This is a genomic window from Haliea sp. E17, assembly GCF_048323675.1.
Lineage (GTDB): Bacteria > Pseudomonadota > Gammaproteobacteria > Pseudomonadales > Halieaceae > Mangrovimicrobium.
On record NZ_JBLWFK010000007.1, the window covers coordinates 162,826 to 186,867 of the forward strand.

Genomic DNA, 24,042 nt, shown 5'->3' on the forward strand with positions numbered 1-24,042 from the left:
CGGGGCGCTGCGCGCCCCGTCCTCACTTGATATCGACAAATGCCTCATCGCGAATCTGCTGCAGCCAGGCGTCCAGTTCTTCCTGGTATTTGCGCTGGTGAAGGTAGTTCATGGCCATGTTCTGGCGGGCGCGCTCGGTCATGTCCTGCTCCCGGCGATCCTCCACCTCCAGGATGTGCCAGCCGAACTGGGTGCGAATCGGCTGGGAGATATCGCCGATGGGGGTGTCGTTCATGGCCTTCTCGAACTCCGGCACCATCTGTCCCGGCATGGTCCAGCCCAGCTCGCCGCCCTCCTGGGCGGAGCCGATGTCCTCGGAATACTGGCGGGCGAGGGTGGCGAAATCCTCGCCCTCCTCGATCCGGGTGCGCAGGTCGGCGACTTTCTGCCGGGCCTGCTCATCGCTGAGGATTTCCGAGGGCTTGAGCAGGATGTGCCGGACCTTGGTCTGTTTGACCAGCATCTGGCCGCCGCCGCGCTGCTCGGCGAGGTTGATCAGGTGGAAGCCGCTGTCGGACTGGATCACGTCGGAGGTGTCGCCGACCTGCAGGCTGGGTACCACATCGGCGAACAGCGAGGGAATGTCGTCGGCCTTGCGCCAGCCGAGGCTACCGCCGGTAAAGGTATAGGACCCCGGGGTGCTCACGGCCTTGTCGAAGGGCTTGCCGGCGCGAATTTCCCCGAGCACCTCTTCGGCGTAGGCTCGGGTGCGCTGCACCTGGTCTTCGGTGGCATCGGGTGAGACCGGCAGCAGGGCGTGCAGGATGAGGTACTCCGGCTGGGTCAGTTTCTGGCCGTCCGCGGTGGCCAGGAAGTTGTCGACTTCCTGTTCGGTAATCTCGATGCGCTGGTTGACGTTGCCCTGCTGCACCCGCTGGATGATCATTTCCTTGCGGATGTTGGCCCGGGCCTCGTTGTACGACTGGCCCTGTTGCTCGAGCGCGGCGCGGAATTGCTCGAGGTCCATGCCGTTCTGGGCGGCAATCCGGCCCATGGCCTCGTTGAGCTGGGCGTCGCTGATGCGCACGCCGACCCGCTGGCCCATCTGCAGCTGGATGCTTTCGAGGATCAGGCGATCGAGGGTCTCGCGGATGATTTCGTCTTCCGGGGGCATCTCCACGCCGGCTGATTCCAGGTTGCCCTTGACGGTTGCGACCCGCTCGCGCAGCTCGCTGGCCATCACCACGTCGTCCTCGACGATGGCGACAACCTGGTCGAGCATCACTGTTTCAGCCTGTGTTGTTCCCGCCAGCAGCGTGCCAAACAGGCAGGCGCTGAGCAGGTAGCGTTTAATATTCACTGTCGACGAACCCTCGAATCATGTCTCTCATCAGGCTGCTGGCGCGGTTGCCAAAGCCGCCCATGCCCTTGAGTACGATCTGGATCTGGATGGATTTTTCCCGCTCGAGCTGCGGATCGTTGAAGTCCGTCAGCGGGCCGGTGGTGTCATTGTCGTAGTAGCGCAGGTGCAGCAGGCGAACTTTCCAGCAGCAGCTATCATATTCCACGCCGAACATATCTTCCACGCTGGTATTGGCTTCCATCGAGTAGTTGATGGCGCCGAACACCCGCCAGTTGCGGCTCAGCGGCAGGTAGGTGGAGAAGTGCGCCTGTTCGGTGTCGTTCTGGTTCTCGTTGATCGTGGTCAGCGGGCGGCGGTAGTTATAGCCGACGTTGACGATGGTGTTGCCCCCGGGGGTGTAGCTGGCGATGACGTTGCTGGAGTTCATCTGGTCGCTGTAGGGGTCCCACACCGCGCTGCCGCGGATACTGAAATTCTCCATCGGGAAGAAGCCGATCTCGCCGGCCAGCTCCGAATCGCCGTTGTCCAGCGGGGGCTGGGCCCGGCCGAGGCGGACTTCGCGGTCGCGGAAATAGAAGATCTGGCCGATGCTGGCGTAGAACTCCTCGCGGCCGTCCTCGGCGTCGATGAAGCGGCTGGTCAGGCCCACCGAGAGCTGGTTGGCGTCATCGATCCGGTCGTGGCCGGAGAAACGCGTCTCCCGGAACAGCTGGTTGTAGGTGAAGGTCAGTTCCGCGCTGTCGAAGTCCGGCTGGTCGGTCTGTTCCTCGTAGCCGCTGTACAGGTAGTACAGGCGCGGTTCCACCGTCTGCAGCATGTTCTTGCCCACCAGTGTCGTCATGCGGTCGAAGAACAGCCCGCCGTCCACGCTGGCCATCGGCGACCCGGTGTCCGGGTTGTTGTCCGGGAAGCTCGCGTGGTCGTTGAGGTCGTAGGTGACGTAGCGGTATTTCGCGGTGGGTCGCAGGAAGCCGTAACTCCACTGCATGGGATAGGCCGCACCGGCCTCGGAGTAGAGGCGGGCGCCGGTGACGCGATTGTCGTCGCTGTCGAAATTCGAGTACTGGGCGAACACGATCGGGCTGAATTCGAAGGGAGTCCCGTCGGGGCGGTAGTTTGCCGACAGCTGGGGCAGCTTCTTGTAGTCGTTGCTGATGTCGTCCGCCAGGCTCTGGAACTGTTGCGCCTCGAGGTTGACCAGCCAGCGGTCGCCCAGGTAGTCGAGGCTGCCCAGCTGCAGCAGTGCGGTGCGGCGCCGGGAGTCGAGGCTGGAACTGTCCAGGTCCTTCATGTAATTGACGTCGCTGGCCTTGCTGTAGTCGATGGTTGAGCGCAGGCGGTTGTCCGCAAACAGGCCCTTCTGCCGCACCAGCATCAGCCAGCGGTCGTGGCTGTCGTCGGGAAAGTCGTCGGCGTAGCTCTTGTCGTCCGAGATCCAGGCACCGCCGACTTCCCAGCTGCCGACCAGCGGGTGCAGGTAGCGTGCGGTGGCCTCGTGGCTGAAGCCGCGCTCCTCGATATAGCGCGGGGCATAGAGCAGATCGTAGTTGGGTGCCAGGTTGAAATACACCGGCACCGAAATGTCCACGCCGCCCTTGGTGTCCGAGCCGAAGTCCGGCCACAGGAAGCCGGTGCGGCGGCGGTCATCCATCGGGAACTGCAGCCAGGGCGAATAGAACACCGGGATGTCGGCGACTTCGATCCGCGCGTGGTAGGCGGTGGCGAGCCCTTCCTCGGTGTCCAGTTCCAGTTCGCTGGCGCGAATCATCCAGTCGTTGTCCTCCGGTGCACAGTAGGTGATACGACCGTTGTGCACGTGGAGAATTCCCTCGCTGTCGCGTTCCAGCAGGTCTGCCGTGCCGCGCATGTGCTGGGCGTGCAATACGAACTGGCTGTTGGTCAGGCTCGCTTCGCCGCTCTCCGATTCGATGTGGGCGGAGTCGCCCTGCAGTAGCAGGCCCGGTTCGCGCAGGACGATATTGCCTTCCATGTCGCCGGAACGCTGGTCCCGGTCGAGGGTGGCACGGTCCGCGCTCAGCCGGCGATAGCCCTGGGTGACTTCGACGCCGCCGGTGAATTCGGCGGTGCCTTCGCGAATCTCGGAGCTGGTGGAGCGGGCGTCGATATCGGACCGCTCCGGGGACTTGCTGCGGTCCTCGTTGCGCAGGGGGTCGAGGTAGGTGCCGCCGCACTTGATGCAGCGGGCATCGCGCAGGGCTTCGGGCACGTCCCCGGTGGATGCCCAGTCCCGGGTCGCGGCCCCGGTGTCCGGGTTGCTATCCTGTGCCAGCCCCGGAAGAGACTGTGTCGCCAGGGTGACTGCCAGGCAAAGAGTCTTCAATTTTCGTGTTGCCGTGCTAGGGGCAGTACTGCGACTCATCTTCTGTCGGGTATTATTTGCAAAAACAAGTGGCGGATTCTAAAGCATCCCCCGTCCCTTGTCCGGAAAAAATGGTCCTTTGGGCCCTGACAGTGAAGGAGACCGGATTGCCCCCGAGTACGCCCCCAGTAAACCTGCAAGCCTGGGCCTGTTCCGTAGTCGGAAAGACCGGCGGAACGCTGGAAACCGTGGCGGGGGACGCCAGTAACCGGCGCTATTTCCGCCTGCGCGTTGCCGGCGCGAGCTATATCGCCGTCCACGCCCCGCCCGCGACGGAAAAGAATGCCGAGTTCCTGGCGGTCCGCCATCACCTGGAGCGCGGTGGTATCCGGGTGCCCGCGCTGCTCGGGGCGGACCTGGACCAGGGCTTCCTGCTGCTCGGGGACCTGGGCGACCGGCTCCTGTTGCCAGCACTGGCTCCCGCTACAGTGGACGGCTGGTATCGCAAGGGTTGCTCCCTGCTGCTCCAGTTCGCCGCGCTGGGCGATATGCCGGCGGACTGGCCGCGTTATGACAGTGCGCTGCTCGGGGAGGAACTGGGCCGCTTCCCCGAGTGGTTCGCCGGGCGACTGCTCGGGCACCCGCTGGGGGAGCAGGGCCTGCGATGCTGGCAGGCACTGTGCGAGGAGTTGCTCAACAGCGCCCTGGAACAGCCCCGGGTGCTGGTGCACCGCGACTTCCACAGCCGCAACCTGATGATCCTGGCGGACGGCGAACTGGGGGTGATCGATTTCCAGGACGCGGTGGTCGGGCCGATCACCTACGACCTGGTCTCCCTGTTGCGCGACTGCTATGTGCGCTGGCCCGCCGGGCAGGTCGAAAACTGGGCCCGCGAATACCACGGGCTGTTGCGCCAGGAGGGCTGGCTGGCAGGTGTCGATGCGGCGCAGTTCCTGCGCTGGTTCGACCTGATGGGCCTGCAGCGCCACCTCAAGGTGCTGGGGACCTTTGCCCGTCTCTACCTGCGCGACGGCAAGTCCGCTTACCTCGACGACCTGCCGCTGGTGATCGCCTACGTCGAGGAGATCCTGCGCAAGTATCGCGGCGACTGGCCGGCCGCAGCGGCCTTTGCCGACTGGTTCGAGGCGGAACTGGGGCCGCTGATCCGGCGCCAGCCCTGGAGTGCGGTGCAATGAAGGCGATGATCCTGGCGGCCGGTTTCGGCGAGCGCATGCGACCGCTGACCGAACACACCCCGAAACCCCTGTTGCCGGTGGCGGGGATGCCGCTGATCGAGTTCCATCTCCGCGGGCTCGCGGCGGCGGGGTTCCGGCAACTGGTGATCAATACCTCCCACCTTGGCCAGCAGATTGTCGACTACTGCGGTGACGGTGCGCGCTGGGAGGTCGAGATCACGTATTCTCGGGAGGACAGCCCCCTCGAGACTGCCGGCGGTATTCGCGAAGCCCTGCACCTGTTGGGGGAGGCGCCTTTCGCGGTGGTGAACGGCGACGTCTGGTGTGAATTCCCCTTCGCCCGCCTGCGTGAGTACCGGCTGGCGAGCTGGGAGACAGCGCACCTGGTGATGGTCGACAGCCCGCCCCAGCATCCGCTGGGCGATTTTACCCTCGACGACAGCGCCAGGCTGAGGTCCCGCGAGGGCGATAGCGCCGGTTACACCTATGCGGGTATCGCCCTGTTCAGCCCCGAATTTTTTGCCGGGATACCGAGGGGGCGGCTGGCGTTGCGGCCGCTGCTCGACGCGGCGATCGAAGGTGGCAGCCTCGGGGGTGAGTACTTCGCCGGCGCCTGGGAGGATGTGGGGACGCCGGAACGGCTCGCCGCCCTGGATGCGCGCCTGCGCTCAGCCCAATCCGGCGGGTGAAGTCAGCTGCCCGGCGCAGTAGAATACGCCCTTTTCCCGACCTGCCGCTGGAGCCGCCCATGGCCGACTACCTGATCGCCCCCTCCATTCTCTCCGCCGACTTTGCCCGTCTCGGCGAGGAAGTGGATAACGTTCTCGCCGCTGGCGCGGACATCGTCCACTTCGACGTGATGGATAATCATTACGTCCCCAACCTGACCATCGGCCCGATGGTCTGCAAGGCCCTGCGCAAGCACGGGGTGACCGCGCCGATCGACGTGCACCTGATGGTCTCCCCGGTGGACCGCCTGATCGGCGATTTCGCCGAGGCCGGCGCCACCTATATCACCTTCCACCCGGACGCCTCCACCCACGTGGACCGTTCGCTGCAGATGATCCGCGACGCGGGTTGCAAGAGCGGCCTGGTGTTCAACCCGGCGGCGGGGCTGGAGCCGCTGAAGTACGTGATGGACAAGGTCGACATGGTACTGCTGATGTCGGTCAACCCGGGTTTTGGCGGCCAGTCCTTTATTCCCGCCACGCTGGACAAGCTGCGCGAGGCGCGGGCCCTGATCGACGCCTCTGGCTTCGATATCCGGCTGGAGATCGATGGCGGGGTGTCGGCGAAGAATATCGCCGAGATTGCGGCGGCGGGGGCGGATACTTTCGTAGCTGGTTCGGCAATTTTTAACCAGCCGGATTATGCGGCGGTGATTGCGGAGATGAGGGCTGAGTTGGCCAAGGTCGGCTGATATTTGAGTGTTGTAGTGGCGGTGCTGGTAGATTCTAGCGGGGCGGAGTCCGGGCTCTCCCTGTTCGGGACCGCCAAAAAGCGCACATCCATGTGCAGGCTCGGCCTCGGCCATCCATGGCCTCGGACGCCCCGTACAGGGAGAGCCCGGACTCCACCCCTCGCCCAGTGCCAATCGACGGCTATTATTGGCATTTGCGGGTAAGCCTTGAAACTGCATGTAGCTTATCGGAATCGGGTGTTTTTACTGTTTGGGATAACCAGCAATTATTGAGTTACGCGCCGCAAGAGGACCGGATTTTGCATCAGGCGTGACGGGAACGTCGACGGCCAGGGACGGCCGTCGCCGAGCTGCCATGGATGGCGCTTTTGCGTTTCCAGGCACGCCTGATGCGGAATCCGGGCCGTGGCCGATGGGCCATGGCTAAAACCTGTGCCAGAAGCGAAGTCGCAACCCCCGTTGCCATCCGAAAACCGGTATGTACAATAGACCCTCCCCCAACCCGGAGACCGCTGTGAAAACAGCCCTGCGTAATGGCATCGACCTCCTCTCGATGCGAGAAGTGACCTGCTGGCGATGGTAGCCAGGGCCTCGTCACGCACCCATTACGCCAATTCTATCTCCGAGGAACACCCATGAATCCGCAGGACTATGCCGCCCTGGCGGCACAAGATTACAACCGCATACCTGTCAGCCTGGAAGTCCTGGCTGACCTGGAAACCCCCATCAGCGCCTATCGCAAGCTCGCCGAGGGGCCGTATTCCTATCTCTTCGAGTCGGTACAGGGCGGCGAGAAGTGGGGCCGCTACTCTATCATTGGGCTGCCCTGCCGTACCCTGATCAAGGTTTTTGGCCACCGCGTGGTGACCTATCGCGATGGCGACCTGGTGGAAAGCCTCGAAGTCGAGGACCCGCTGGCCTATGTCGAGCAGATGCAGGCCGACTTCAACACGGCACCGCGGGATGACCTGCCGGTGTTCCATGGCGGCCTGGTGGGCTACTTTGGCTATGACACCGTGCGCTACGTGGAGCCGCGGCTGGCGAAGAGCGTGCCGCCCGATGAGCTGGGCAACCCGGACATCCTGCTGATGGTGTCGGAAGAGGTGCTGGTGTTCGATAACCTCGCCGGCACGATTCGCCTGGTGGTCAACGCGGATACGGCGCAGCCCGATGCGCTGGAACATGCCCAGGCCCGCTTGCGGGCGCTGGCGGCGAAACTGCGCGAGCCGATGCCGCCGCTGCCGGATGTTAACCTGGGGGCTTCCGACAGTGCCGAGCTGGAGCAGTCCGCCAGTTCCCACTTCACCGAAGAGGCCTATTACGCGGCGGTAGAGAAGGTGAAGGAGTACGTGCTGGCGGGCGACGTCATGCAGGTGGTGCCTTCCCAGCGCCTGAGTGTTCCCTTTGCTGCACCGCCGCTGAATCTCTACCGCGCACTGCGCAACCTGAATCCCTCGCCCTATATGTATTTCCTCGACCTTGAGGATTTCCACATCGTCGGTTCTTCGCCGGAGATTCTCGCCCGGCTGGAAAAAGGCCTGGTGACGGTGCGCCCGATTGCCGGCACCCGGCGCCGCGGTTACACCGAGGAGGAGGACGCGGCGCTGGAAGCGGAATTGCTCGCCGATCCCAAGGAAATTGCCGAGCACCTGATGCTGATCGACCTGGGGCGCAACGATGTCGGCCGCATTGCCGAAACCGGTTCGGTGGAGCTGACCGACAAGATGGTGGTGGAGCGCTACTCCCACGTCATGCACATCGTGTCCAATGTCAGCGGTACCCTGAAGGCGGGCAAATCCGCGATCGACGTGCTGCGCGCGACCCTGCCGGCCGGGACCCTGAGCGGCGCGCCGAAGATTCGCGCCATGGAGATCATCGACGAACTCGAGCCGGTCAAGCGCGGTGTCTACGGCGGTGCGGTGGGCTATCTCTCCTGGGCGGGGGATATGGATACGGCTATTGCCATTCGCACCGCGGTCATCAAGGGCGGGCAACTCTATGTCCAGGCCGGGGGCGGCGTCGTCGCCGACTCGGTGCCGCGGCTGGAGTGGAAGGAAACCCACAACAAGGCCCGGGCGATGTTCCGTGCCGCCGCCATGGCGCAAGGGGAGGGCTGAAACATGTTGCTGATGATCGACAACTACGACTCCTTCACCTACAACGTGGTGCAGTATCTCGGTGAGCTGGGTGCCGACGTGCACGTGGTGCGCAACGACGAAATCGGCGTGGCGGATATCGCCGCGCTTAACCCGGAGCGCATCGTGATTTCCCCCGGTCCCTGTACTCCCAACGAGGCGGGCATCTCCATGGCGGTGATCCGCGAATACGCGGGCAAGCTGCCTATCCTCGGCATCTGCCTTGGCCACCAGAGCATCGGCCAGGTATTTGGCGGCGAGGTGGTGCGAGCCCGGCAGGTGATGCACGGCAAGACCTCGCCGATCCACCACCGCGGCGAAGGGGTGTTCCGCGGCCTCAGCCAGCCCTTCGAGGCCACCCGCTACCACAGCCTGGTGGTGGCGAAGGAGAGCCTGCCGGATTGCCTGGAAATCACCGCCTGGACGGAAACCGACAATGGCGAGGTGGACGAGATCATGGGCCTGCGCCATCGCGAACTGGCGGTCGAGGGCGTGCAGTTCCACCCGGAGTCGATCCTGACCGCCCACGGTCACGACCTGCTGCGCAATTTCCTGGAGAGTTAGGGGCCCCTATATGGATATTCAGAAGGCAATCAAGCTGCTGGTGGAAACCCGCAGCCTTGACCGTGAGGAAATGGCCGCGGTGATGCGCCAGGTGATGTCGGGCGACGCCACCGATGCGCAGATCGGCGGTTTGCTGGTGGCCCTGCGCATGCGCGGCGAGACCATCGACGAGATTGCCGGCGCCGCGCAGGTGATGCGCGAGCTGGCCACCCCGGTCAAGGTTGACTGTCCGCACCTGGTGGACCTCGTCGGCACCGGCGGCGACGGCGCCAACCTGTTCAACGTGTCCACCGGTTCTTCCTTCGTGGTGGCCGCGGCGGGGGCCCACGTCGCCAAGCACGGCAACCGCGGCGTCTCCAGTTCCAGCGGCAGTTCCGATGTACTGGAAACCCTGGGTATGCCGCTGGACCTGGATCCCGGGCAGGTGGGGCGGGCCATCGAGCAGGTCGGAGTCGGCTTCATGTTCGCGCCCATGCACCACAGCGCCATGCGCTACGCAGTGGGGCCGCGCCGCGAGCTGGGCCTGCGCACCATTTTCAACGTGCTCGGCCCGCTCACCAACCCGGCGGGGGTCAGGCGGCAGGTGGTCGGTGTCTACGATGCCGCGCTGTGTGAGCCGCTGGCCGAAGTGCTCGGCCTGCTCGGCGCGGAACACGCCATGGTTGTCCACGCCGAGGATGGCCTCGATGAAATTTCCATCGCCGCGCCCACCCGCGTGGCCGAGTGGCGCGACGGCGCCGTCAGCAGCTTTGTCATCGCGCCGGAAGATTTCGCCATCGAGCGCCAGAATCTCAGCGGTTTGTCCGTCGCCAATGCCCGGGCATCGGCGCGCCTTATTCGCAGTGCGCTGGCCGGAGCCAATGAGCCGGAGGCGAAAAAGGCCGCAGCCATGCTGGCCCTGAATGCGGGTGTCACCATCTATGTGGCCGGTGTCACCGCGACCATGGCCCAGGGGGTGGCGATGGCCGAGGACCTCATCGCCACCGGGCAGGCGGCGGAGAAGTTGAATGAATTTGTGGCCTTTACCCAGGCGATGCGTGGCGAGGCGGGTGAGCGATGAATACTGATGCACCGACAGTCCTGCGCAGGATCCTGGAACGCAAGGCGGAAGAAGTCGCCGAGCGCCGCGCGCAGCGCACGCTGGCCAGCCTTGAATCCGCCATCCCCGGTCAGTCTGCACCCCGGGGATTCGCCGCGCGCCTGGTGGCGCGGGCGAGCGCCGGCGAGCCTGCAGTGATCGCCGAGGTCAAGAAGGCGTCCCCCAGCAAGGGTGTCATTCGCCCGGATTTCCACCCGGCGGACATCGCCCGCAGCTACGAGGCCGGCGGAGCCACCTGCCTGTCGGTGCTCACCGACATCGATTTCTTCCAGGGGGCAGACGACTACCTGCAACAGGCGCGCGCGGCCTGTGCACTGCCGGTGATCCGCAAGGATTTCACCATCGACCCCTACCAGGTGGTGGAAGCTCGGGCTATCGGCGCCGATGCCATCCTGCTGATTGTCGCGGCGCTGTCGGATGCGCAGATGCGCGAACTCCACGACACCGCGGTCGGCGTCGGGCTGGACGTGCTGGTGGAAGTGCACGATCGCGCGGAGCTCGATCGCGCGCTGGAACTGCCGACGCCCCTGCTGGGTATCAACAACCGCGACCTGCGCAATTTCGAGACTTCCCTCGATACCACGCTGGACCTGCTGCCGCATATCCCGGCGGATCGCACCGTGGTCACCGAGAGCGGGATTCACACGCTCGAGGATGTCGCCCTGATGCGCGCAAACAACGTGCATACCTTCCTGGTCGGCGAGGCCTTCATGCGGGCGGAGCAGCCCGGTGAGCGGCTGCGGGAATTGTTTTTCTGAGGCGCCTGTTGGTGAAGGCCGGAAGCACCATCTGGTGACTCCGGAATACCGCCGCCACCCCGCGGGGTTTCAGGCGGCAAAACGGAAGATATAAAATCCGCCGCCGATCCAGCCGGTGCGTTCCTTGCGCAATGGCGCCTCGCGGAAAGCCAGCAGTTCGAAACCGCGCTGTGCCAGGGTGGACTCTACGTACTGCCGGCTGTGGGCGAAACGACCGGTAGGCTGTAGCTTGAAACCGGAGCCGGCGATGTCCTCCGTGGTGAGGCACACTATGGCTCCCGGTGCTGCACTGCCCGCAATCGCATCACCGAGCGCAGCGAGTTCGCCGATATAAATGACAGAATCCGCGCAGAGGAACAGCGAATAGCGAGTGGCGCCGCTGTTCAGCACCGCTGCGATATCGCCGTTCAGCAACTGGTTATAGCAGCCCTTTTCCCGGGCCTTGTCCAGCATCCGCGTCGACAGGTCGATGCCGGTGATTTGCTCGCAACGGTCGCCAAAAACCGCTCCTCCCTTACCGGTACCGCAGCCGAGGTCCGCCATATGCGAGAAAGGCGCCGCGCCGGGCAGGGTTTCATCCAGTAACTCAAGCAGTTGTTCAGGACCCCGGTAGGCAAGGGCGCCCGTGAGGTGCTGCTCGAACGTCGGGGCATAGCCGTCAAACAGCCCCTTGACGTAGCTCTCGGGAGCCGCCTCGCTGTCAATTTCCCGCGCGGCGTTCAGCAGGTGGCTTGCTTCTCCGTTCCCGGGGTTAATGTCCAGGCACAGTTGCAGGGCGTCCACGGCTTCGTCGCGCCTGCCCAGTTGTAACAGGCAGCGCCCCGCGCCGAGGAGGGCGGCCTGGGAAGCGGCGTCGTATTCGAGCGCTTCGCGATACCAGGTCAGTGCCTCCTCGAAGCGCTGGCTCTGGGAGCGAGCATCCGCAATTTTGATCCGTGCCTCCGCCGATGCCGGAGCAAGCGTCAAGGCGCGCTGGTAGCACTCCATGGCGGCGGGGCGTTGCTGGGTGTTCCTGAGGAAACCCCCGAGGGTGATCAGCCCCTCGGCGGACTCACCCACCAGCCCCAGGTACTGGCGGTAAATACTGGCAGCCTCTTCGTAGCGGTCCAGTTTGCCCAGGGTGTCAGCCAGGTTGGCAAGGGCATCCCCATAGCGGGGTTCCAGTTGCAGCGCGCGCGCAAAATTGGGCAGCGCAGCCTGGTAATCGCCACGCGAACTGAGAATTGCGCCGATCAGGTTCAGGGGGAGCGGCTGGTCGGGATAGCGCTGGGCAAGCTCCGTGGCAAGCGCCAGCGCATTTTCCTGGTCGCCGCTCTGGTACTGCGAAATCAGCTGCTGGAAATCGGCCTGTAATCGCGAAGGGTCCGGACGCGAGGCGGTTTGCTGCAGTAACCTGATCGCCTTGCGGGCCTTCTTGTTGCCCGGATCCCGTTGCAGTATTTGCTGATAGAGTTGCAGGGCCTCAGCGATATTGCCTTTTTTTTGTAATCGGCGCGCTTTGCTCAGTAATTCTTCAAAGGACATCTATACCGTTTTCTCATTGCGTGATCAGCGGGTGCCGTAGACAACCATCGTCTTGCCGGATACCGACACCAGCCCGTCTTCCTCCAGGGTCTTCAGCACCCTGCCGGCCATCTCCCGGGAGCAGCCGACGATCTTGCCAAGTTCCTGGCGGGTGATCTTGATCTGCATCCCGTCGGGGTGGGTCATGGCGTCCGGTTCGCGGCACAGGTCGAGCAGGGTATGGGCTATGCGGCCGGTGACATCGACAAAGGCCAGGTCGGAGAGTTTGCGGGTGGTCTGCCGTAGCCGCTTGCCCAGCTGGCGGGAAATGGCGTACAGCACCTCGGGATACTGCGCGCTGATCTGGTGAAACTTTTCGTAGCTGATTTCCGCGACTTCACAGGCGGTTTTGGCCGTCACCAACGCGCTGCGCGGTTGGATTTCGTCCTCGAACAGGCCCATCTCGCCAACGAAATCGCCCGGGTTGAGATAGCTGACCACCATCATGTGGCCGGGATCGTCGGGATCTTCCACCAGCACCGAAACCGAGCCGTCGAGAATCAGGTAGAGGGTGTCGCCGGCCTCGCCCTGCTTGATGACGGTGGCGCGTGCTTTGTACTGCTTGCGCTGGCAATGCTGCAAAAAGCTTTCGATGCTCGGAATGGACTGTACGATTTGTGGCTTCAGCACACCAACTCCCCTGTATTGTTTGATTTTTTTCCCCCGAGCTAGTCTAGCTCAGAGTTTCCATGAGGGGAACGGTAGTGTGAACAGGCGCCAGCGGTTGTGCTAAGCTTCGCGGCCGTTTTATCTGGGAGTATAAACCGGCATGAAAGCAACGGTGAAATGGACGGATGGCGCCATGTTTGTGGGCGAGTCCGGCAGTGGGCACGCGGTAGTGATGGACGGTTCGCCGGAACTCGGTGGGCGCAACCTGGGCCCGCGGCCGATGGAAATGCTGCTGATCGGCACCGGTGGTTGTTCAACCTATGACGTGATGTCGATGCTGAAAAAATCCCGCCAGCAGGTGGTCGATTGCCGGGTGGAGATCGAGGCGGAACGCGCCGACGCGGTGCCGGCGGTGTTTACCTCGATCAAGCTGCACTTCATCGTGACCGGGGTCGGCCTGAAGGATAACCACGTCAAGCGTGCGGTGGAGCTGTCCGCGGAAAAATACTGCAGCGCTTCCATCATGCTCGGCGCCGCCGGGGTGGCGATCAGCCACAGTTACGAGATCGTGGAGTTTTCCGCGGATTAATAGCCGCTCAACCGGGTTGATCCGGCCCCAGGCACTGCGCGGCGGGCCAATGTCCCCGCCGGAGGCTGGTGTCGTCGATTGACTGTGCCTGGTAGGGCGGATTGTCAGCGCGGTGGCTGCTGCTCAGACGTGATAGCTGCTCTCGGTCATCAGCGTGGAAATCGCCGACATGGCGTCTTTTACCCCCGGTGAAAACTGCTTGCCCCCTGCCTCCAGCGCCTGGCGACCGTGGCGCTCTTCATCCTCCAGCATCTGCTGCACGATCAGCCGCGACTTGCGGTCATCCAGCGGCAGGTGCTTGAGGTGGGCGCGCAGGTGTTTGCACACGCGCTCCTCGGTGGCTGCGACAAACCCCAGGCTGACTTCGTCCCCGATGGCCCCGGCCACTGCGCCGAGGGCAAACGACAAGCCGTACCAGGCGGGGTTCAGCAGGCTGGGGCGACTGTCGAGTTCCCGCAGGCGCTCCCTGCACCATACCAGGTGGTCCACTTCCTCTGCGGCTGCCAGGCGCATTTCCTCGCGCACCGTTGGCAGGCGGGCGGTCAGTGCCTGTCCCTGGTAGAGGGCCTGGGCGCAGACTTCGCCGGTGTGGTTGACGCGCATCAGGCCCGCAGCGTGGCGTTTTTCTTCGTCCGAGAGACGGGCCTCGCTGTGGCCTTCGGAGGGTGAGGCGCGGCCCGCGCTGTGGCCGCGATTACTGATGGTGCGCATCACCGAGTCGGCCTCGGTGATCAGGCGGTCCAGCAATGACAGACTGCGCTTGCGCATGGGGCTTACCTGTATCGCGTTCAGTCCTGACTATAGCGCGCCAGGGCGCGCCAGCCAATGTCGCGGCGCAGGGTCACGCCCTCCCAGTGAATCCTGTCCGCGGCCGCGTAGCAGGCTTTTTGCGCGGCGGCGATATCCGCGCCGAGGGCGGTGACGCAGAGCACCCGGCCGCCACTGGTGACAACCTGTCCGTCCTGTTGCGCGGTGCCGGCGTGGAAGACCTTGATGTCCTCGCTGTCGACACCATCGAGGCCACTGATTACCGCTCCCTTGGTGTAGCTGTCGGGGTAGCCGCCGGCGGCGAGTACCACGCCGATAGCGCAGCGCTCGTCCCAGTCAGCGCTGGCGCTGTCGAGTTGGCCGTCCAGCGCGCTCTGGCACAGGGCTACCAGGTCGGACTGCAGGCGCAGCATGATCGGCTGCGTTTCCGGGTCGCCGAAGCGGCAGTTGTACTCGATGACTTTGGGTTCACCGGCGGGGGAGACCATCAGTCCCGCGTAGAGGAAGCCGGTGTAGGCGTTGCCCTCGGCTGCCATGCCGCGCACGGTGGGCATGATGACTTCGTCCATGATGCGCTGGTAAACAGCGGGGTCTTCGTCCACCACCGGCGCCGGGGAATAGGCCCCCATGCCACCGGTGTTGGGGCCGGTATCGCCCTCGCCGATGCGCTTGTGGTCCTGGCTGGTGGCCATTGGCAGCACGTGCTCGCCGTCCACCATGACAATAAAGCTGGCCTCTTCGCCTTCGAGGAACTCCTCGATCACCACCCGGCAACCGGCGTCGCCGAAGGCGTTGCCGGCGAGCATGTCAGTCACCGCTGCTTCGGCCTGCTCCAGGGTCTCGGCGACAATCACCCCCTTGCCCGCGGCCAGGCCATCGGCCTTGACCACGATCGGAGCGCCCTGTGCGCGCAGGTAGGCGAGGGCGGGCTCCAGTTCGGTGAAGTTGGCGTAGGCCGCGGTGGGAATGTTGTGGCGGGCGAGGAAGTCCTTGGTGAAGGCCTTGGAGCCCTCCAGTTGCGCCGCGCCCTTGCGCGGGCCGAAGCAGCGCAGGCCGCGCCCGGCGAAGTAATCCACCACGCCATCCACCAGCGGCGCTTCCGGGCCGACGATGGTCAGGCCGACATTGTTGGCTTCGGCGAAGTCCGCCAGTGCGGCGAAATCGCCGACCTCGATGGCCACGTTTTCCAGCCCCGCCTCGCGCGCGGTACCGGCGTTGCCGGGGGCGACAAACACCGTTTCAACATCCGCAGACTGCGCCGCTTTCCAGGCCAGTGCATGCTCGCGGCCGCCGCCGCCAATTACCAATACATTCATTTTAGTGTCTGAAATGCCTCATTCCGGTGAACACCATCGCCATGCCGTGTTCGTCGGCGGCAGCGATGACTTCCTCGTCGCGGATCGATCCGCCCGGCTGGATGACCGCGGCAATGCCGCGCTCGCCGGCGCTGTCGATGCCGTCGCGGAAGGGGAAGAAGGCGTCGGATGCCATCACCGAACCCTTCACTTCCAGGCCCGCGTGTTCGGCCTTGATGGCCGCGATACGCGCGGAGTTGACGCGGCTCATCTGGCCGGCGCCCACGCCCACGGTCTGGCCGTTGCTGGCGTAGACGATGGCGTTTGACTTGACGAACTTGGCCACCTTCCAGGCGAACAGCAGGTCGCTCATCTGCTGGGCAGTGGGCTGTACCTTCGATACCACCTGCAGGTCGCCGGGGCCGACCATGCCGAGGTCGCGGTCCTGCACCAGCAGGCCGCCGTTGACCCGCTTGTAGTCCAGCGCCGCGCCGGGCGCAGTCCACTCGCCACAGGCCAGCAGGCGCACGTTCTTCTTTGCGGCGACCACGGCGACGGCTTCTTCACTGACCGAAGGCGCGATGATGACCTCGACGAACTGGCGCTCGCAGATGGCCGCGGCGGTGGCTGCGTCGAGTTCGCGGTTGAAGGCAATGATGCCGCCGAAAGCGGATTCCGGGTCGGTTTCGAAGGCCAGGTCGTAGGCCTTGCCGAGGTCGCCGGCAACCGCCACGCCGCAGGGGTTGGCGTGCTTGACGATGACACAGGCGGGCTCGTCGAAATTCTTCACGCATTCCAGCGCGGCGTCGGTATCCGCCACGTTGTTGTAGGACAGTTCCTTGCCCTGCAGCTGTTTGGCGGTGGCGATGCCGGCCTCGGCGGGCTTGGCCTCCACGTAGAAGGCTGCCTTCTGGTGCGGGTTCTCGCCGTAGCGCATGTCCTGCGCCTTGATGAACTGGGTGTTGAAGGTGCGCGGGAATTCCGCGGAGCCGCCGGGAACCTTGCGGCCGAAATAGTTGGCGATGGCGCCGTCGTAGGCCGCGGTGTGTTCGTAGGCCTTGATTGCCAGGTCGAAGCGGGTTTCCAGGGAGGTGGCGCCGTTGTTGGCCCGCAACTCCTCGAGCAGGGCGGCGTAGTCGCTGGCGTTAACCACGATATTGACGAAGCGATGGTTCTTGGCCGCGGCGCGCACCATGGTGGGTCCGCCGATATCGATGTTCTCGATCGCGTCCTCGAGGCTGCAATCGGGATTGGCGACGGTGGCCTCGAAGGGGTAGAGGTTCACCACGACCATGTCGATGTAGTCGATGCCGTGTTCGCTGGCGACGGCGTCGTCCTGGCCGCGGCGACCGAGAATACCGCCGTGGACCTTGGGGTGCAGGGTCTTGACCCGGCCGTCCATCATTTCCGGGAAGCCGGTGTACTCGGAAACCTCGGTGACCTCGAGGCCCTGTTCCTGCAGCAGCTTGTAGGTGCCGCCGGTGGAGAGCAGTTCCACGCCGAGTTCGCGCAGGCCGCTGGCGAATTCGACGATGCCGGATTTGTCGGAAACACTGATCAGTGCGCGTTTGACGGTGACAGCTTCACTCATTGCCTTAGCCCTTCTTGCCAATCAGTCCGTACTGCTTGAGCTTCTTGCGCAGGGTGCCGCGGTTCAGCCCCAGCATGATCGAGGCCTTGGTCTGGTTGTTGCGGGTGTACTGCATGATTTCTTCCAGCAGCGGCGCTTCGACTTCCGCCAGAACCATCTGGTAGACATCGGTGGAAAGCTGGCCGTCCAGTTCGGCCAGGTATTGCTGGACACATGCAGTTACTGCGTCGCGCAGACCTGACTGCGAGGTCATTGCGCCCTGTTCATCGTTTGCGGCGGTGTCAGTGTCGAGGGGAGAGAGAGGTTCAGCTCTGGTCATGCTGCGAGCTCCTTGTACGGTGCAGTCTGTAGTAGTGAGTTGAGAAATTCGAGTTGTGCCGCCGGCAGTTCCAACTGGTTGAACTGGCTGCGGTGGTCGCCGAAGGCGGCGTGGTCCTGCAGGTACCAGCCGACGTGCTTGCGGGCGATGCGCGGGCCCATCACCTCGCCATAGAACGCATACAGCGCCAGCAGGTGGCGGTGCAGGATGGCGTGTTGTTGCTCCGCCGTGGGTTCGACCACCGGCCGTCCGGCGAGGTGATCGGCCACCTGGCCGCAGAGCCAAGGGCGGCCCTGGGCGGCGCGGCCGATCATGATCCCGGCGGCGCCGGTGTGGGCCAGTACCCGGGCGGCCTTTGCCGGCGAGTCGATATCGCCGTTGGCGAATACCGGGATCGAGGTGGCGGCGACGATTTCGGCGATGGTGTCGTATTCGGCCGCGCCGTTGAACTTGCAGGCCCGGGTACGCCCGTGCACCGCCAGCGCGGCAATACCGCTGTCTTCGGCGATGCGGGCGATATCGATACCATTGCGCGCATCCGGCGCGCTGCCGGTGCGAATCTTCAGGGTGACCGGAACATCCACGGCGCCGACCACCGCGCGGAGAATATCCCCGACCAGCCAGGGGTCGGCGAGCAGCGCGGAACCGGCGGCCTTGCGGCACACTTTTTTTGCCGGGCAGCCCATGTTGATGTCGATGATCTGGGCGCCCTGTTCGGCGTTGTATCTGGCGGCTTCGGCCATGCGGGCGGGTTCGTTGCCGGCGATCTGGATGGAGCGCGGCTCCACCTCGCTGTCGTGCACGCTGCGCTGTTCACTCTTGCGTGAACCGCGCAGCGAAGGGTCGGACGAGATCATTTCGGAAACCACCAGCCCAGCGCCCATCTCGGCGCACAGGCGCCTGAAGGGCAGGTCGGTTACCCCCGCCATGGGGGCCAGAGCCACCGGATTGCGCAATTTGTAGGGGCCTATTTGCGGCATTGTCGTCCGGGGTCGGAATGGGTGCGAAAAAGAGGCGGTATTCTACTCCCCTGACTCCGGGCGGGGAAGGACGGTTGGACAAAAAGCGGCCAACATTTTTCCCTGTACGGGGGGCGCCGGCGGATTTACGGCGCGGGGTGGCGGGAATGGCGCTGTCAGCGGAAGCGTCGGTGCCGGTCCGGCCTCATTGCGTCAATTGACCGCGCAGGCAGACCCAGCCCTCGTGCTGGCCGGCTATGTGCAGTGCGATGTGCGGCGCGTAATGGGCGATCATCGCCGGCGCCTGGGTGTCGAGCAGGCCGGACAGCAGTAGGGTGCCCTTCGGTGCGAGCAATTCCAGCAGCGTAGCGGACAGCTCCATCAGCGGGCCGGCAAGTATGTTGGCGATAACTACGCCGGAGCGACCCTGCCAGTCCGGCATCGCATACTGGCCCGGCAGGGCCAGTTCGAACTGCGCGTCGGCAATGCCGTTGCGGGTGGCGTTGTCGCGGCTGGCGATCAGCGCCTGGGGGTCGTTGTCCACGCCGAGGGCGTGGGCGGCGCCGAGCTTGAGCGCAGCGACCGCGAGGATGCCCGAGCCGCAGCCGTAGTCGACTAAAGTCAGCCCGGTGAGGTCCATGCTATCGAGCTCGGCCAGGCACAGGGCGGTGGTCGGGTGCGTGCCGGTGCCGAAGGCGAGGCCGGGATCGAGCAGCAGGTTTACCGCGTTCGGCTCCGGCGGTTCCAGCCAGCTCGGGCAGACCCACAGCCGGCTTCCGAACTGCATCGGCTGGTAGTGCTGGATCCACTCCCGCTCCCAGTCGCGGTCCTCGAGAATTTCCACCCGGTAACTGCCCTGGGCGAGTACATCCTCTGGCAGGTAGCCGAGGACTTCGCCCATGTCAGCGTCGGCCGGGTAGAGGCCGGTGAGGCGGGTCTGGTTCCACAGGGGCGTCTCGCCGACGCCGGGTTCGAGCACCGGCTGGTCGGCGTTATCTTCCAGGGTGACCGCGACAGCGCCGCTCGCCAGCAGCAGGTCTTCCAGCTCCCCGGCGCTGGCAGGATCGGTGTCGAGTCGCAGCTGTACCCAGGTCAATTCAGATACCCAGCTTGCGTTCGAGGTAGTGAATGCTCACACCGCCGGCCTGGAAGGCGGCGTCGCGGGTCAGTTCCCGGTGCAGTGGGGTATTGGTGCGAATGCCCTCGACCACCAACTCGTCGAGTGCCTGGCGCATGCGGGCGAGGGCGCACTCACGACTCTCGCCAAAGCTGATCACCTTGGCGATCAGCGAATCGTAGAACGGCGGAACGGTATAGCCGTCGTAGATGTGCGAGTCCACCCGGATGCCCAGTCCGCCGGGCGCGTGGAAGGTGGTGATCTTGCCCGGTGAGGGCAGGAAGGTGCGCGGGTCCTCGGCGTTGATCCGGCACTCGAAGGCGTGGCCGCGGAACTCGATGTCTTCCTGTCTGACCGACAGGGGCATTCCCGAGGCGATGCGCAGCTGTTCCTTGACGATGTCGAAGCTGGTGATCATCTCGGTGACCGGGTGCTCTACCTGGACCCGGGTGTTCATCTCGATGAAGTAGAAGCCGCCGTCCTCGTAGAGGAACTCGAAGGTGCCGGCGCCGCGGTAACCGATGTCGATGCAGGCCTGGACGCAGGCTTCGGCGACCTGGTTGCGCAGGTCATCCGGAATGCCGGGCGCGGGGGCCTCCTCGAGAATTTTCTGGTGCCGCCGCTGCAGGGAGCAGTCGCGGTCGCCGAGGTGAATGGCGTTGCCCTGGCCGTCCGCCAGCACCTGGATTTCCACGTGCCGTGGCTTCTGCAGGAATTTCTCCATGTACACCACGTCAGAGCCAAAGGCCGCCGCGGCTTCGGACTGGGTGACATGGACCGCTGGCAGCAGCGCGGCCTCGGTGTGGACCACGCGCATGCCCCGGCCGCCGCCACCCGCGGAGGCCTTGATGATCACCGGGTAGCCGATGTCGCGGGCGGTGGCGAGAATCTCGTCGGGCTCGCTGCTGAGGGCGCCATCGGAGCCCGGCACGGTGGGCACGCCGGCCTTCTTCATGGCGTCCTTGGCGGAGACCTTGTCGCCCATCAGGCGGATGGTCTCGGCTTTCGGCCCGATAAAGGTGAAGCCGCTGTTTTCCACCTGCTCGGCAAAGTCGGCGTTCTCGGCGAGAAAACCGTAACCGGGGTGGATGGCTGAGGTGTCGGTCACTTCCGCCGCGCTGATGATCGCGGGGACGTTCAGGTAACTGTCCTTGGAGGGCGGCGGGCCGATGCACACGGACTCGTCGGCGAGACGCACATGCATCAGGTCGGCGTCCGCGGTGGAGTGAACGGCGACGGTCCTGATGTCCAGTTCCTTGCAGGCCCGCAGTACACGCAGGGCGATTTCGCCGCGATTGGCGATAAGTACCTTGTCCAGAATGGGCATGTTGCTGTCCTTTTAGGGCGCGTTGCCCTAGACGATGGAAAACAGGGGTTGGTCGAACTCGACGGGTTCACCGTTCTCCACATGGAACGCCTGCAGGGTGCCGGCCTTGTCCGCCTCGATCTGGTTCATCATCTTCATCGCCTCGACGATGCAGATAACGTCCCCTACCTTGACCGTCTGCCCCTCTTCGGCAAAGGGCGGCGAGGTCGGGGAAGGCGAGCGATAGAAGGTGCCGACCATGGGTGATTTGACCTGGTGCCCGGAGGGCTGGGGGGCGCTCTCCACCGCGGGAGCCGGTGCGGCTGGAGCCGCGGCTACCGGGGCTGGCGGCGGTGGCGGCGCATAGGCCGGCATCAGCGGTGGCGGATAGGCGGCGGCCGCGCTGTTGCGACTGATGCGCACGGATTCCTCGCCTTCCTTGATTTCAATTTCGTCGATGTTCGACTCCTCAAGGAGTTCGATCAGCTTCTTAACCTTGCGAATATCCATGTTGGACGTTCCTCAGCCGGGTTTCAGGTGTTTTCGAGGTGCTTCAGGGCTGCCTGCAGCCCCAGTTCGTAGCCCTGGGGGCCAAGGCCACAGATGACCCCCCGGGCGATATCAGAAAAGTAGGAGTGCCGGCGGAAGGCTTCCCGCGCGTGCACATTGGACAGGTGAATTTCAATGAAGGGGATTTGCACCGCGGCCAGGGCGTCGCGCAGGGCAACGCTGGTGTGGGTGAAGGCCGCCGGGTTGATCAGGATGAAATTCACACCCTCGTGGCGCGCGTCCTGGACGCGCTCCACCAGTTCGTACTCCGCGTTGCTCTGCACGTAGAGCAGGTGGTGGCCGCGATCGCGGGCGTACTGCTCCAGTTGCTGGTTGATCTGGGCCAGGGTGGTACTGCCGTAAATCTCGGGCTCACGTTCGCCCAGCAGGTTCAGGTTGGGGCCGTGGAGAACGAGTATTGTCGCCATTATTCTGGTGCTCCCTGGGGCAGCGTACTATGGGAACCAGTGTGGCTGAAAGGGGCGCATCTGTCTACATAACTGCGCAACTTTTTAGATGATGTCGACATTTAGCGACTTTATTGCGCCACTTATGAAGTTTTACGAAGTTGCAGGTATCTTCGGGGAAATTCTGCGCTGTTTCGGGGCTGATGGGTTAAATTCTTCCAAAATCCATAATTATGCAGATATATTGCCGGTTAATGCATTTAATTTCTAAAATCAGGTTTGTGTACCCGCAATCTCCGGCACCGAATCAGGGCAGGTTTGCGCCGAGGCCGCTTTCCGGCAGCGAATCGATAGCCTGTAACACCGTGCCGGGGGTCAGTATCTGCGGCAGGATCAGCGGTTCGGCCTGCGCGTCGGCGGGATAGAGCAGGTAAAGCGGGATGCCGGTACGTCCGTAGCGGGCGATGAAGTGGGCAATCGCCGGGTCGTGGTTGGTCCAGTCGGCCACCATATAGGCCACGCCGCGCTGGCGGAATGCCTCCTGGACATCGTTGCGGGAGAGCACTGCGGCCTCGTTGGCGAGGCAGGTAATGCACCAGTCAGCGGTGACATCGACGAATACCGGGACGCCTTCAGCGCGCAGTTCCGCCAGGCTGTCCTCCGTCCAGCGGAGGTAATCGGCGCTGCTGGCAGTGCTGTCGCCGCGCGGGTCGAGGTTGTGCAGGCTGCCCAGCGCGATGGTGGCGCCCGCGAAAGCCACCGCGAGCCAGCGCCGCCACTGGCCGAGCTGCCACAGCCACAGCGCCAGCGCCAGGGTCACGGCGCCACCCAGCACCGCGGCCATGGTATTCACCCCGGTCTGCCGACCGGCGACCCAGAGCAGCCAGACCGCGGCGGCATACAGCGGGAAGGCGAGAAACTGTTTGAGGGTCTCCATCCACGGCCCCGGCGCGGGCATTATCCGCCGCGCGGTCCTGCTGTAGCCGAACAGCAGCAGGGGGGCGGCCATGCCGCAGCCGAGGCTGGCGAAAACCAGCAGGCTGATGGCCGGCGGTTGGGTCACCGCGAAGCCCAGTGCGGTGCCCATAAAGGGTGCGGTGCAGGGGCTGGCGACCACCACGGCAAGGACGCCGGTGAAAAAGCTGCCGCCGAGCCCGCCGCGGGAAGCCAGGCCGCTGCCGGCATTCATCAGGCTACCGCCGAGGTGCACCACGCCGGACAGTGACAGGCCCATCGCCAGGAACAGGTAAGCCAGGGCGATGACAAAGCCCGGGGCCTGCAGCTGGAAGCCCCAGCCCACCGCGCGTCCCGCCTGTTGCAGGGCAATCAGTACCGCGGCAATGGCGACGAAACTGGTGACCACGCCGAGGGTATAGACCCAGCTGTGCAGGTGCCGGTTGTGCTCGCTGCTGTTGGCGAAGCTGAGTACCTTGAGGGAGAGTATCGGGAAGACGCAGGGCATCAGGTTGAGAATTGCCCCGCCGAGAAAGGCCAGCAGCAGCATGTAGGGCAGGGCGCCCGCGGTTTTACTGGCGGCTGTTGTCGCCGTTGCGGGAGGGGTGACCGATTTGCGCAGCGGGGCAACCGGGGACGCCGTGCCGCTGGCGGGGTCCAGCAGGAAGGCCTCGGTGCGCGGCGGATAGCACAGGCCGGCGTCGGCGCAGCCCTGGTAGGTCGCCTCGATCCGGTCGCCGGGGACCAGGGGGGTGGCCAGTGCCAGGTTGATGTCGGCGTCGTTGTAATAGACCTGCACTTCGCCGAAGAACTCGTCAGTGCGTTGCAGGGCCGGGGGAAATTCGGCCTCGAGCTCGACCGCCACGCCGCCCGCGGCCGGCACCAGCCGGAACTTGAAACTGTGCTGGTAGAGGTAGTAGGCCTCGGTGATCTGCCAGTACAGGCGCAGTTGCTGGCTGCCTTCGATTTCCACGTTCAGCCGGTAGGCTTCTTCAACCGGCAGGAACTGCTGAGTCTCCCCAGCGCCGAAACCGGTGCCGGAACTGCCGGGAAAACCCTGGCCCAGGGAAGCGGGAATGAACAATAGCAGGCAGAGGACTAGCAGGGTGCGCATAGGGTATCCAGTCGGTCAGCACGGGTACGGGGTGCGGGCGCAGTTTAACAGCTGCCGGTCTGGCCCCCAATGCACTGCGGCCGCCGGGCTGCAGTGGTATAGTGTCA

General features: G+C 64.5%; 22 protein-coding genes. 8 read left to right on the forward strand and 14 right to left on the reverse strand.

Going from position 1 to position 24,042, the window contains the following annotated elements; genetic code table 11:
- Positions 1-22 precede the first annotated feature (22 nt).
- Together ACNKU3_RS18445 and ACNKU3_RS18450 are read right to left on the reverse strand one after the other, a co-directional pair.
- Positions 23-1,300 (reverse strand): peptidylprolyl isomerase, encoded by a 1,278-nt coding sequence (locus tag ACNKU3_RS18445; protein ID WP_418261032.1) that lies wholly within the window; start codon positions 1,298-1,300, stop codon positions 23-25.
- Entirely contained in the window at positions 1,290-3,644 is a 2,355-nt protein-coding gene (locus tag ACNKU3_RS18450; RefSeq protein WP_418261033.1) for an LPS-assembly protein LptD, read from the reverse strand. Before ACNKU3_RS18450 ends, ACNKU3_RS18445 begins: the two co-directional genes overlap by 11 nt.
- Before the next feature lie 146 nt (positions 3,645-3,790).
- Between ACNKU3_RS18450 and ACNKU3_RS18455 the strand changes: the two genes are divergently transcribed.
- The 7 genes from ACNKU3_RS18455 (at position 3,791) to trpC (ending at position 10,795) form a co-directional block, all read left to right on the forward strand.
- Positions 3,791-4,819, forward strand: coding sequence for an aminoglycoside phosphotransferase family protein (locus ACNKU3_RS18455; RefSeq protein WP_418261034.1), 1,029 nt, complete (start codon positions 3,791-3,793; stop codon positions 4,817-4,819).
- A complete protein-coding gene (gene murU / locus ACNKU3_RS18460) occupies positions 4,816-5,508 on the forward strand; it encodes an N-acetylmuramate alpha-1-phosphate uridylyltransferase MurU (protein ID WP_418261035.1) in 693 nt (230 codons plus the stop codon). The genes ACNKU3_RS18455 and murU overlap by 4 nt, the downstream gene beginning before the upstream one ends.
- Positions 5,509-5,567: 59 nt before the next feature.
- Positions 5,568-6,239: a ribulose-phosphate 3-epimerase gene (rpe, locus tag ACNKU3_RS18465; protein ID WP_418261036.1), complete on the forward strand. Its 672-nt coding sequence runs from the start codon at positions 5,568-5,570 to the stop codon at positions 6,237-6,239.
- A 635-nt stretch (positions 6,240-6,874) separates the two neighbouring features.
- Positions 6,875-8,356, forward strand: coding sequence for an anthranilate synthase component I (gene trpE, locus ACNKU3_RS18470; protein WP_418261037.1), 1,482 nt, complete (start codon positions 6,875-6,877; stop codon positions 8,354-8,356).
- 3 nt (positions 8,357-8,359) lie between these two features.
- On the forward strand, positions 8,360-8,938 hold the full coding sequence (locus ACNKU3_RS18475; protein WP_418261038.1) for an anthranilate synthase component II: 579 nt from the start codon (positions 8,360-8,362) through the stop codon (positions 8,936-8,938).
- 10 nt (positions 8,939-8,948) lie between these two features.
- The gene (trpD, locus tag ACNKU3_RS18480; protein ID WP_418261039.1) at positions 8,949-9,998 is read left to right on the forward strand and encodes an anthranilate phosphoribosyltransferase; all 1,050 of its coding nucleotides are present in this window, start codon (positions 8,949-8,951) and stop codon (positions 9,996-9,998) included.
- Positions 9,995-10,795 (forward strand): indole-3-glycerol phosphate synthase TrpC, encoded by an 801-nt coding sequence (trpC, locus tag ACNKU3_RS18485; RefSeq protein WP_418261040.1) that lies wholly within the window; start codon positions 9,995-9,997, stop codon positions 10,793-10,795. Before trpD ends, trpC begins: the two co-directional genes overlap by 4 nt.
- Positions 10,796-10,864: 69 nt before the next feature.
- Here trpC and ACNKU3_RS18490 read toward each other — a convergent pair whose 3' ends face one another.
- Both ACNKU3_RS18490 and crp read right to left on the reverse strand, forming a co-directional pair.
- Positions 10,865-12,319, reverse strand: coding sequence for a tetratricopeptide repeat protein (locus ACNKU3_RS18490; RefSeq protein ID WP_418261041.1), 1,455 nt, complete (start codon positions 12,317-12,319; stop codon positions 10,865-10,867).
- Positions 12,320-12,343: 24 nt separating this feature from the next.
- A complete protein-coding gene (gene crp, locus ACNKU3_RS18495) occupies positions 12,344-12,988 on the reverse strand; it encodes a cAMP-activated global transcriptional regulator CRP (RefSeq protein WP_418261042.1) in 645 nt (214 codons plus the stop codon).
- A gap of 139 nt (positions 12,989-13,127) precedes the next feature.
- Here crp and ACNKU3_RS18500 point away from each other — a divergent pair, with 139 nt between their 5' ends.
- Positions 13,128-13,556, forward strand: coding sequence for an OsmC family protein (locus tag ACNKU3_RS18500; protein WP_418261043.1), 429 nt, complete (start codon positions 13,128-13,130; stop codon positions 13,554-13,556).
- Positions 13,557-13,679: 123 nt separating this feature from the next.
- Here the strand turns inward: ACNKU3_RS18500 and coq7 are convergent, their stop codons facing one another.
- The 10 genes from coq7 to ACNKU3_RS18550 form a co-directional block, all read right to left on the reverse strand.
- Complete coding sequence (gene coq7, locus ACNKU3_RS18505; RefSeq protein WP_418261044.1) at positions 13,680-14,324, reverse strand: 2-polyprenyl-3-methyl-6-methoxy-1,4-benzoquinone monooxygenase; 645 nt, start codon at positions 14,322-14,324, stop codon at positions 13,680-13,682.
- Positions 14,325-14,344: 20 nt separating this feature from the next.
- Positions 14,345-15,640: a phosphoribosylamine--glycine ligase gene (purD, locus tag ACNKU3_RS18510; protein WP_418261045.1), complete on the reverse strand. Its 1,296-nt coding sequence runs from the start codon at positions 15,638-15,640 to the stop codon at positions 14,345-14,347.
- Position 15,641: 1 nt separating this feature from the next.
- Complete coding sequence (gene purH / locus ACNKU3_RS18515) at positions 15,642-17,210, reverse strand: bifunctional phosphoribosylaminoimidazolecarboxamide formyltransferase/IMP cyclohydrolase (protein ID WP_418261046.1); 1,569 nt, start codon at positions 17,208-17,210, stop codon at positions 15,642-15,644.
- Positions 17,211-17,214: 4 nt separating this feature from the next.
- Positions 17,215-17,529 carry a DNA-binding transcriptional regulator Fis gene (gene fis, locus ACNKU3_RS18520; RefSeq protein WP_418261047.1) on the reverse strand — a complete coding sequence of 105 codons (315 nt, stop codon included), beginning with the start codon at positions 17,527-17,529 and terminating at the stop codon, positions 17,215-17,217.
- Positions 17,526-18,509: a tRNA dihydrouridine synthase DusB gene (dusB, locus tag ACNKU3_RS18525; RefSeq protein ID WP_418261048.1), complete on the reverse strand. Its 984-nt coding sequence runs from the start codon at positions 18,507-18,509 to the stop codon at positions 17,526-17,528. The genes fis and dusB overlap by 4 nt, the downstream gene beginning before the upstream one ends.
- A gap of 184 nt (positions 18,510-18,693) precedes the next feature.
- Complete coding sequence (prmA, locus tag ACNKU3_RS18530; protein WP_418261049.1) at positions 18,694-19,584, reverse strand: 50S ribosomal protein L11 methyltransferase; 891 nt, start codon at positions 19,582-19,584, stop codon at positions 18,694-18,696.
- Position 19,585: 1 nt separating this feature from the next.
- Positions 19,586-20,926, reverse strand: coding sequence for an acetyl-CoA carboxylase biotin carboxylase subunit (gene accC, locus ACNKU3_RS18535; RefSeq protein ID WP_418261073.1), 1,341 nt, complete (start codon positions 20,924-20,926; stop codon positions 19,586-19,588).
- A 33-nt stretch (positions 20,927-20,959) separates the two neighbouring features.
- Positions 20,960-21,421, reverse strand: a complete 462-nt coding sequence (accB, locus tag ACNKU3_RS18540; RefSeq protein WP_418261050.1) for an acetyl-CoA carboxylase biotin carboxyl carrier protein — start codon at positions 21,419-21,421, stop codon at positions 20,960-20,962.
- A 23-nt stretch (positions 21,422-21,444) separates the two neighbouring features.
- Entirely contained in the window at positions 21,445-21,888 is a 444-nt protein-coding gene (aroQ, locus tag ACNKU3_RS18545) for a type II 3-dehydroquinate dehydratase (protein ID WP_418261051.1), read from the reverse strand.
- Between the two features lie 286 nt (positions 21,889-22,174).
- Positions 22,175-23,935: a protein-disulfide reductase DsbD family protein gene (locus tag ACNKU3_RS18550; protein WP_418261052.1), complete on the reverse strand. Its 1,761-nt coding sequence runs from the start codon at positions 23,933-23,935 to the stop codon at positions 22,175-22,177.
- Positions 23,936-24,042 lie beyond the last annotated feature (107 nt).

What these genes read in the sequence shown, in the direction of transcription:
- coq7 (WP_418261044.1), bottom strand. Translation starts at nt 14,324, where the DNA reads ATGCGCAAGCGCAGTCTGTCATTGCTGGACCGCCTGATCACCGAGGCC.
- ACNKU3_RS18475 (WP_418261038.1), top strand. Translation starts at nt 8,360, where the DNA reads ATGTTGCTGATGATCGACAACTACGACTCCTTCACCTACAACGTGGTG.
- ACNKU3_RS18550 (WP_418261052.1), bottom strand. Translation starts at nt 23,935, where the DNA reads ATGCGCACCCTGCTAGTCCTCTGCCTGCTATTGTTCATTCCCGCTTCC.
- trpE (WP_418261037.1), top strand. Translation starts at nt 6,875, where the DNA reads ATGAATCCGCAGGACTATGCCGCCCTGGCGGCACAAGATTACAACCGC.
- accB (WP_418261050.1), bottom strand. Translation starts at nt 21,421, where the DNA reads ATGGATATTCGCAAGGTTAAGAAGCTGATCGAACTCCTTGAGGAGTCG.
- ACNKU3_RS18490 (WP_418261041.1), bottom strand. Translation starts at nt 12,319, where the DNA reads ATGTCCTTTGAAGAATTACTGAGCAAAGCGCGCCGATTACAAAAAAAA.
- fis (WP_418261047.1), bottom strand. Translation starts at nt 17,529, where the DNA reads ATGACCAGAGCTGAACCTCTCTCTCCCCTCGACACTGACACCGCCGCA.
- rpe (WP_418261036.1), top strand. Translation starts at nt 5,568, where the DNA reads ATGGCCGACTACCTGATCGCCCCCTCCATTCTCTCCGCCGACTTTGCC.
- murU (WP_418261035.1), top strand. Translation starts at nt 4,816, where the DNA reads ATGAAGGCGATGATCCTGGCGGCCGGTTTCGGCGAGCGCATGCGACCG.
- trpD (WP_418261039.1), top strand. Translation starts at nt 8,949, where the DNA reads ATGGATATTCAGAAGGCAATCAAGCTGCTGGTGGAAACCCGCAGCCTT.
- ACNKU3_RS18500 (WP_418261043.1), top strand. Translation starts at nt 13,128, where the DNA reads ATGAAAGCAACGGTGAAATGGACGGATGGCGCCATGTTTGTGGGCGAG.
- purH (WP_418261046.1), bottom strand. Translation starts at nt 17,210, where the DNA reads ATGAGTGAAGCTGTCACCGTCAAACGCGCACTGATCAGTGTTTCCGAC.
- aroQ (WP_418261051.1), bottom strand. Translation starts at nt 21,888, where the DNA reads ATGGCGACAATACTCGTTCTCCACGGCCCCAACCTGAACCTGCTGGGC.
- dusB (WP_418261048.1), bottom strand. Translation starts at nt 18,509, where the DNA reads ATGCCGCAAATAGGCCCCTACAAATTGCGCAATCCGGTGGCTCTGGCC.
- purD (WP_418261045.1), bottom strand. Translation starts at nt 15,640, where the DNA reads ATGAATGTATTGGTAATTGGCGGCGGCGGCCGCGAGCATGCACTGGCC.
- trpC (WP_418261040.1), top strand. Translation starts at nt 9,995, where the DNA reads ATGAATACTGATGCACCGACAGTCCTGCGCAGGATCCTGGAACGCAAG.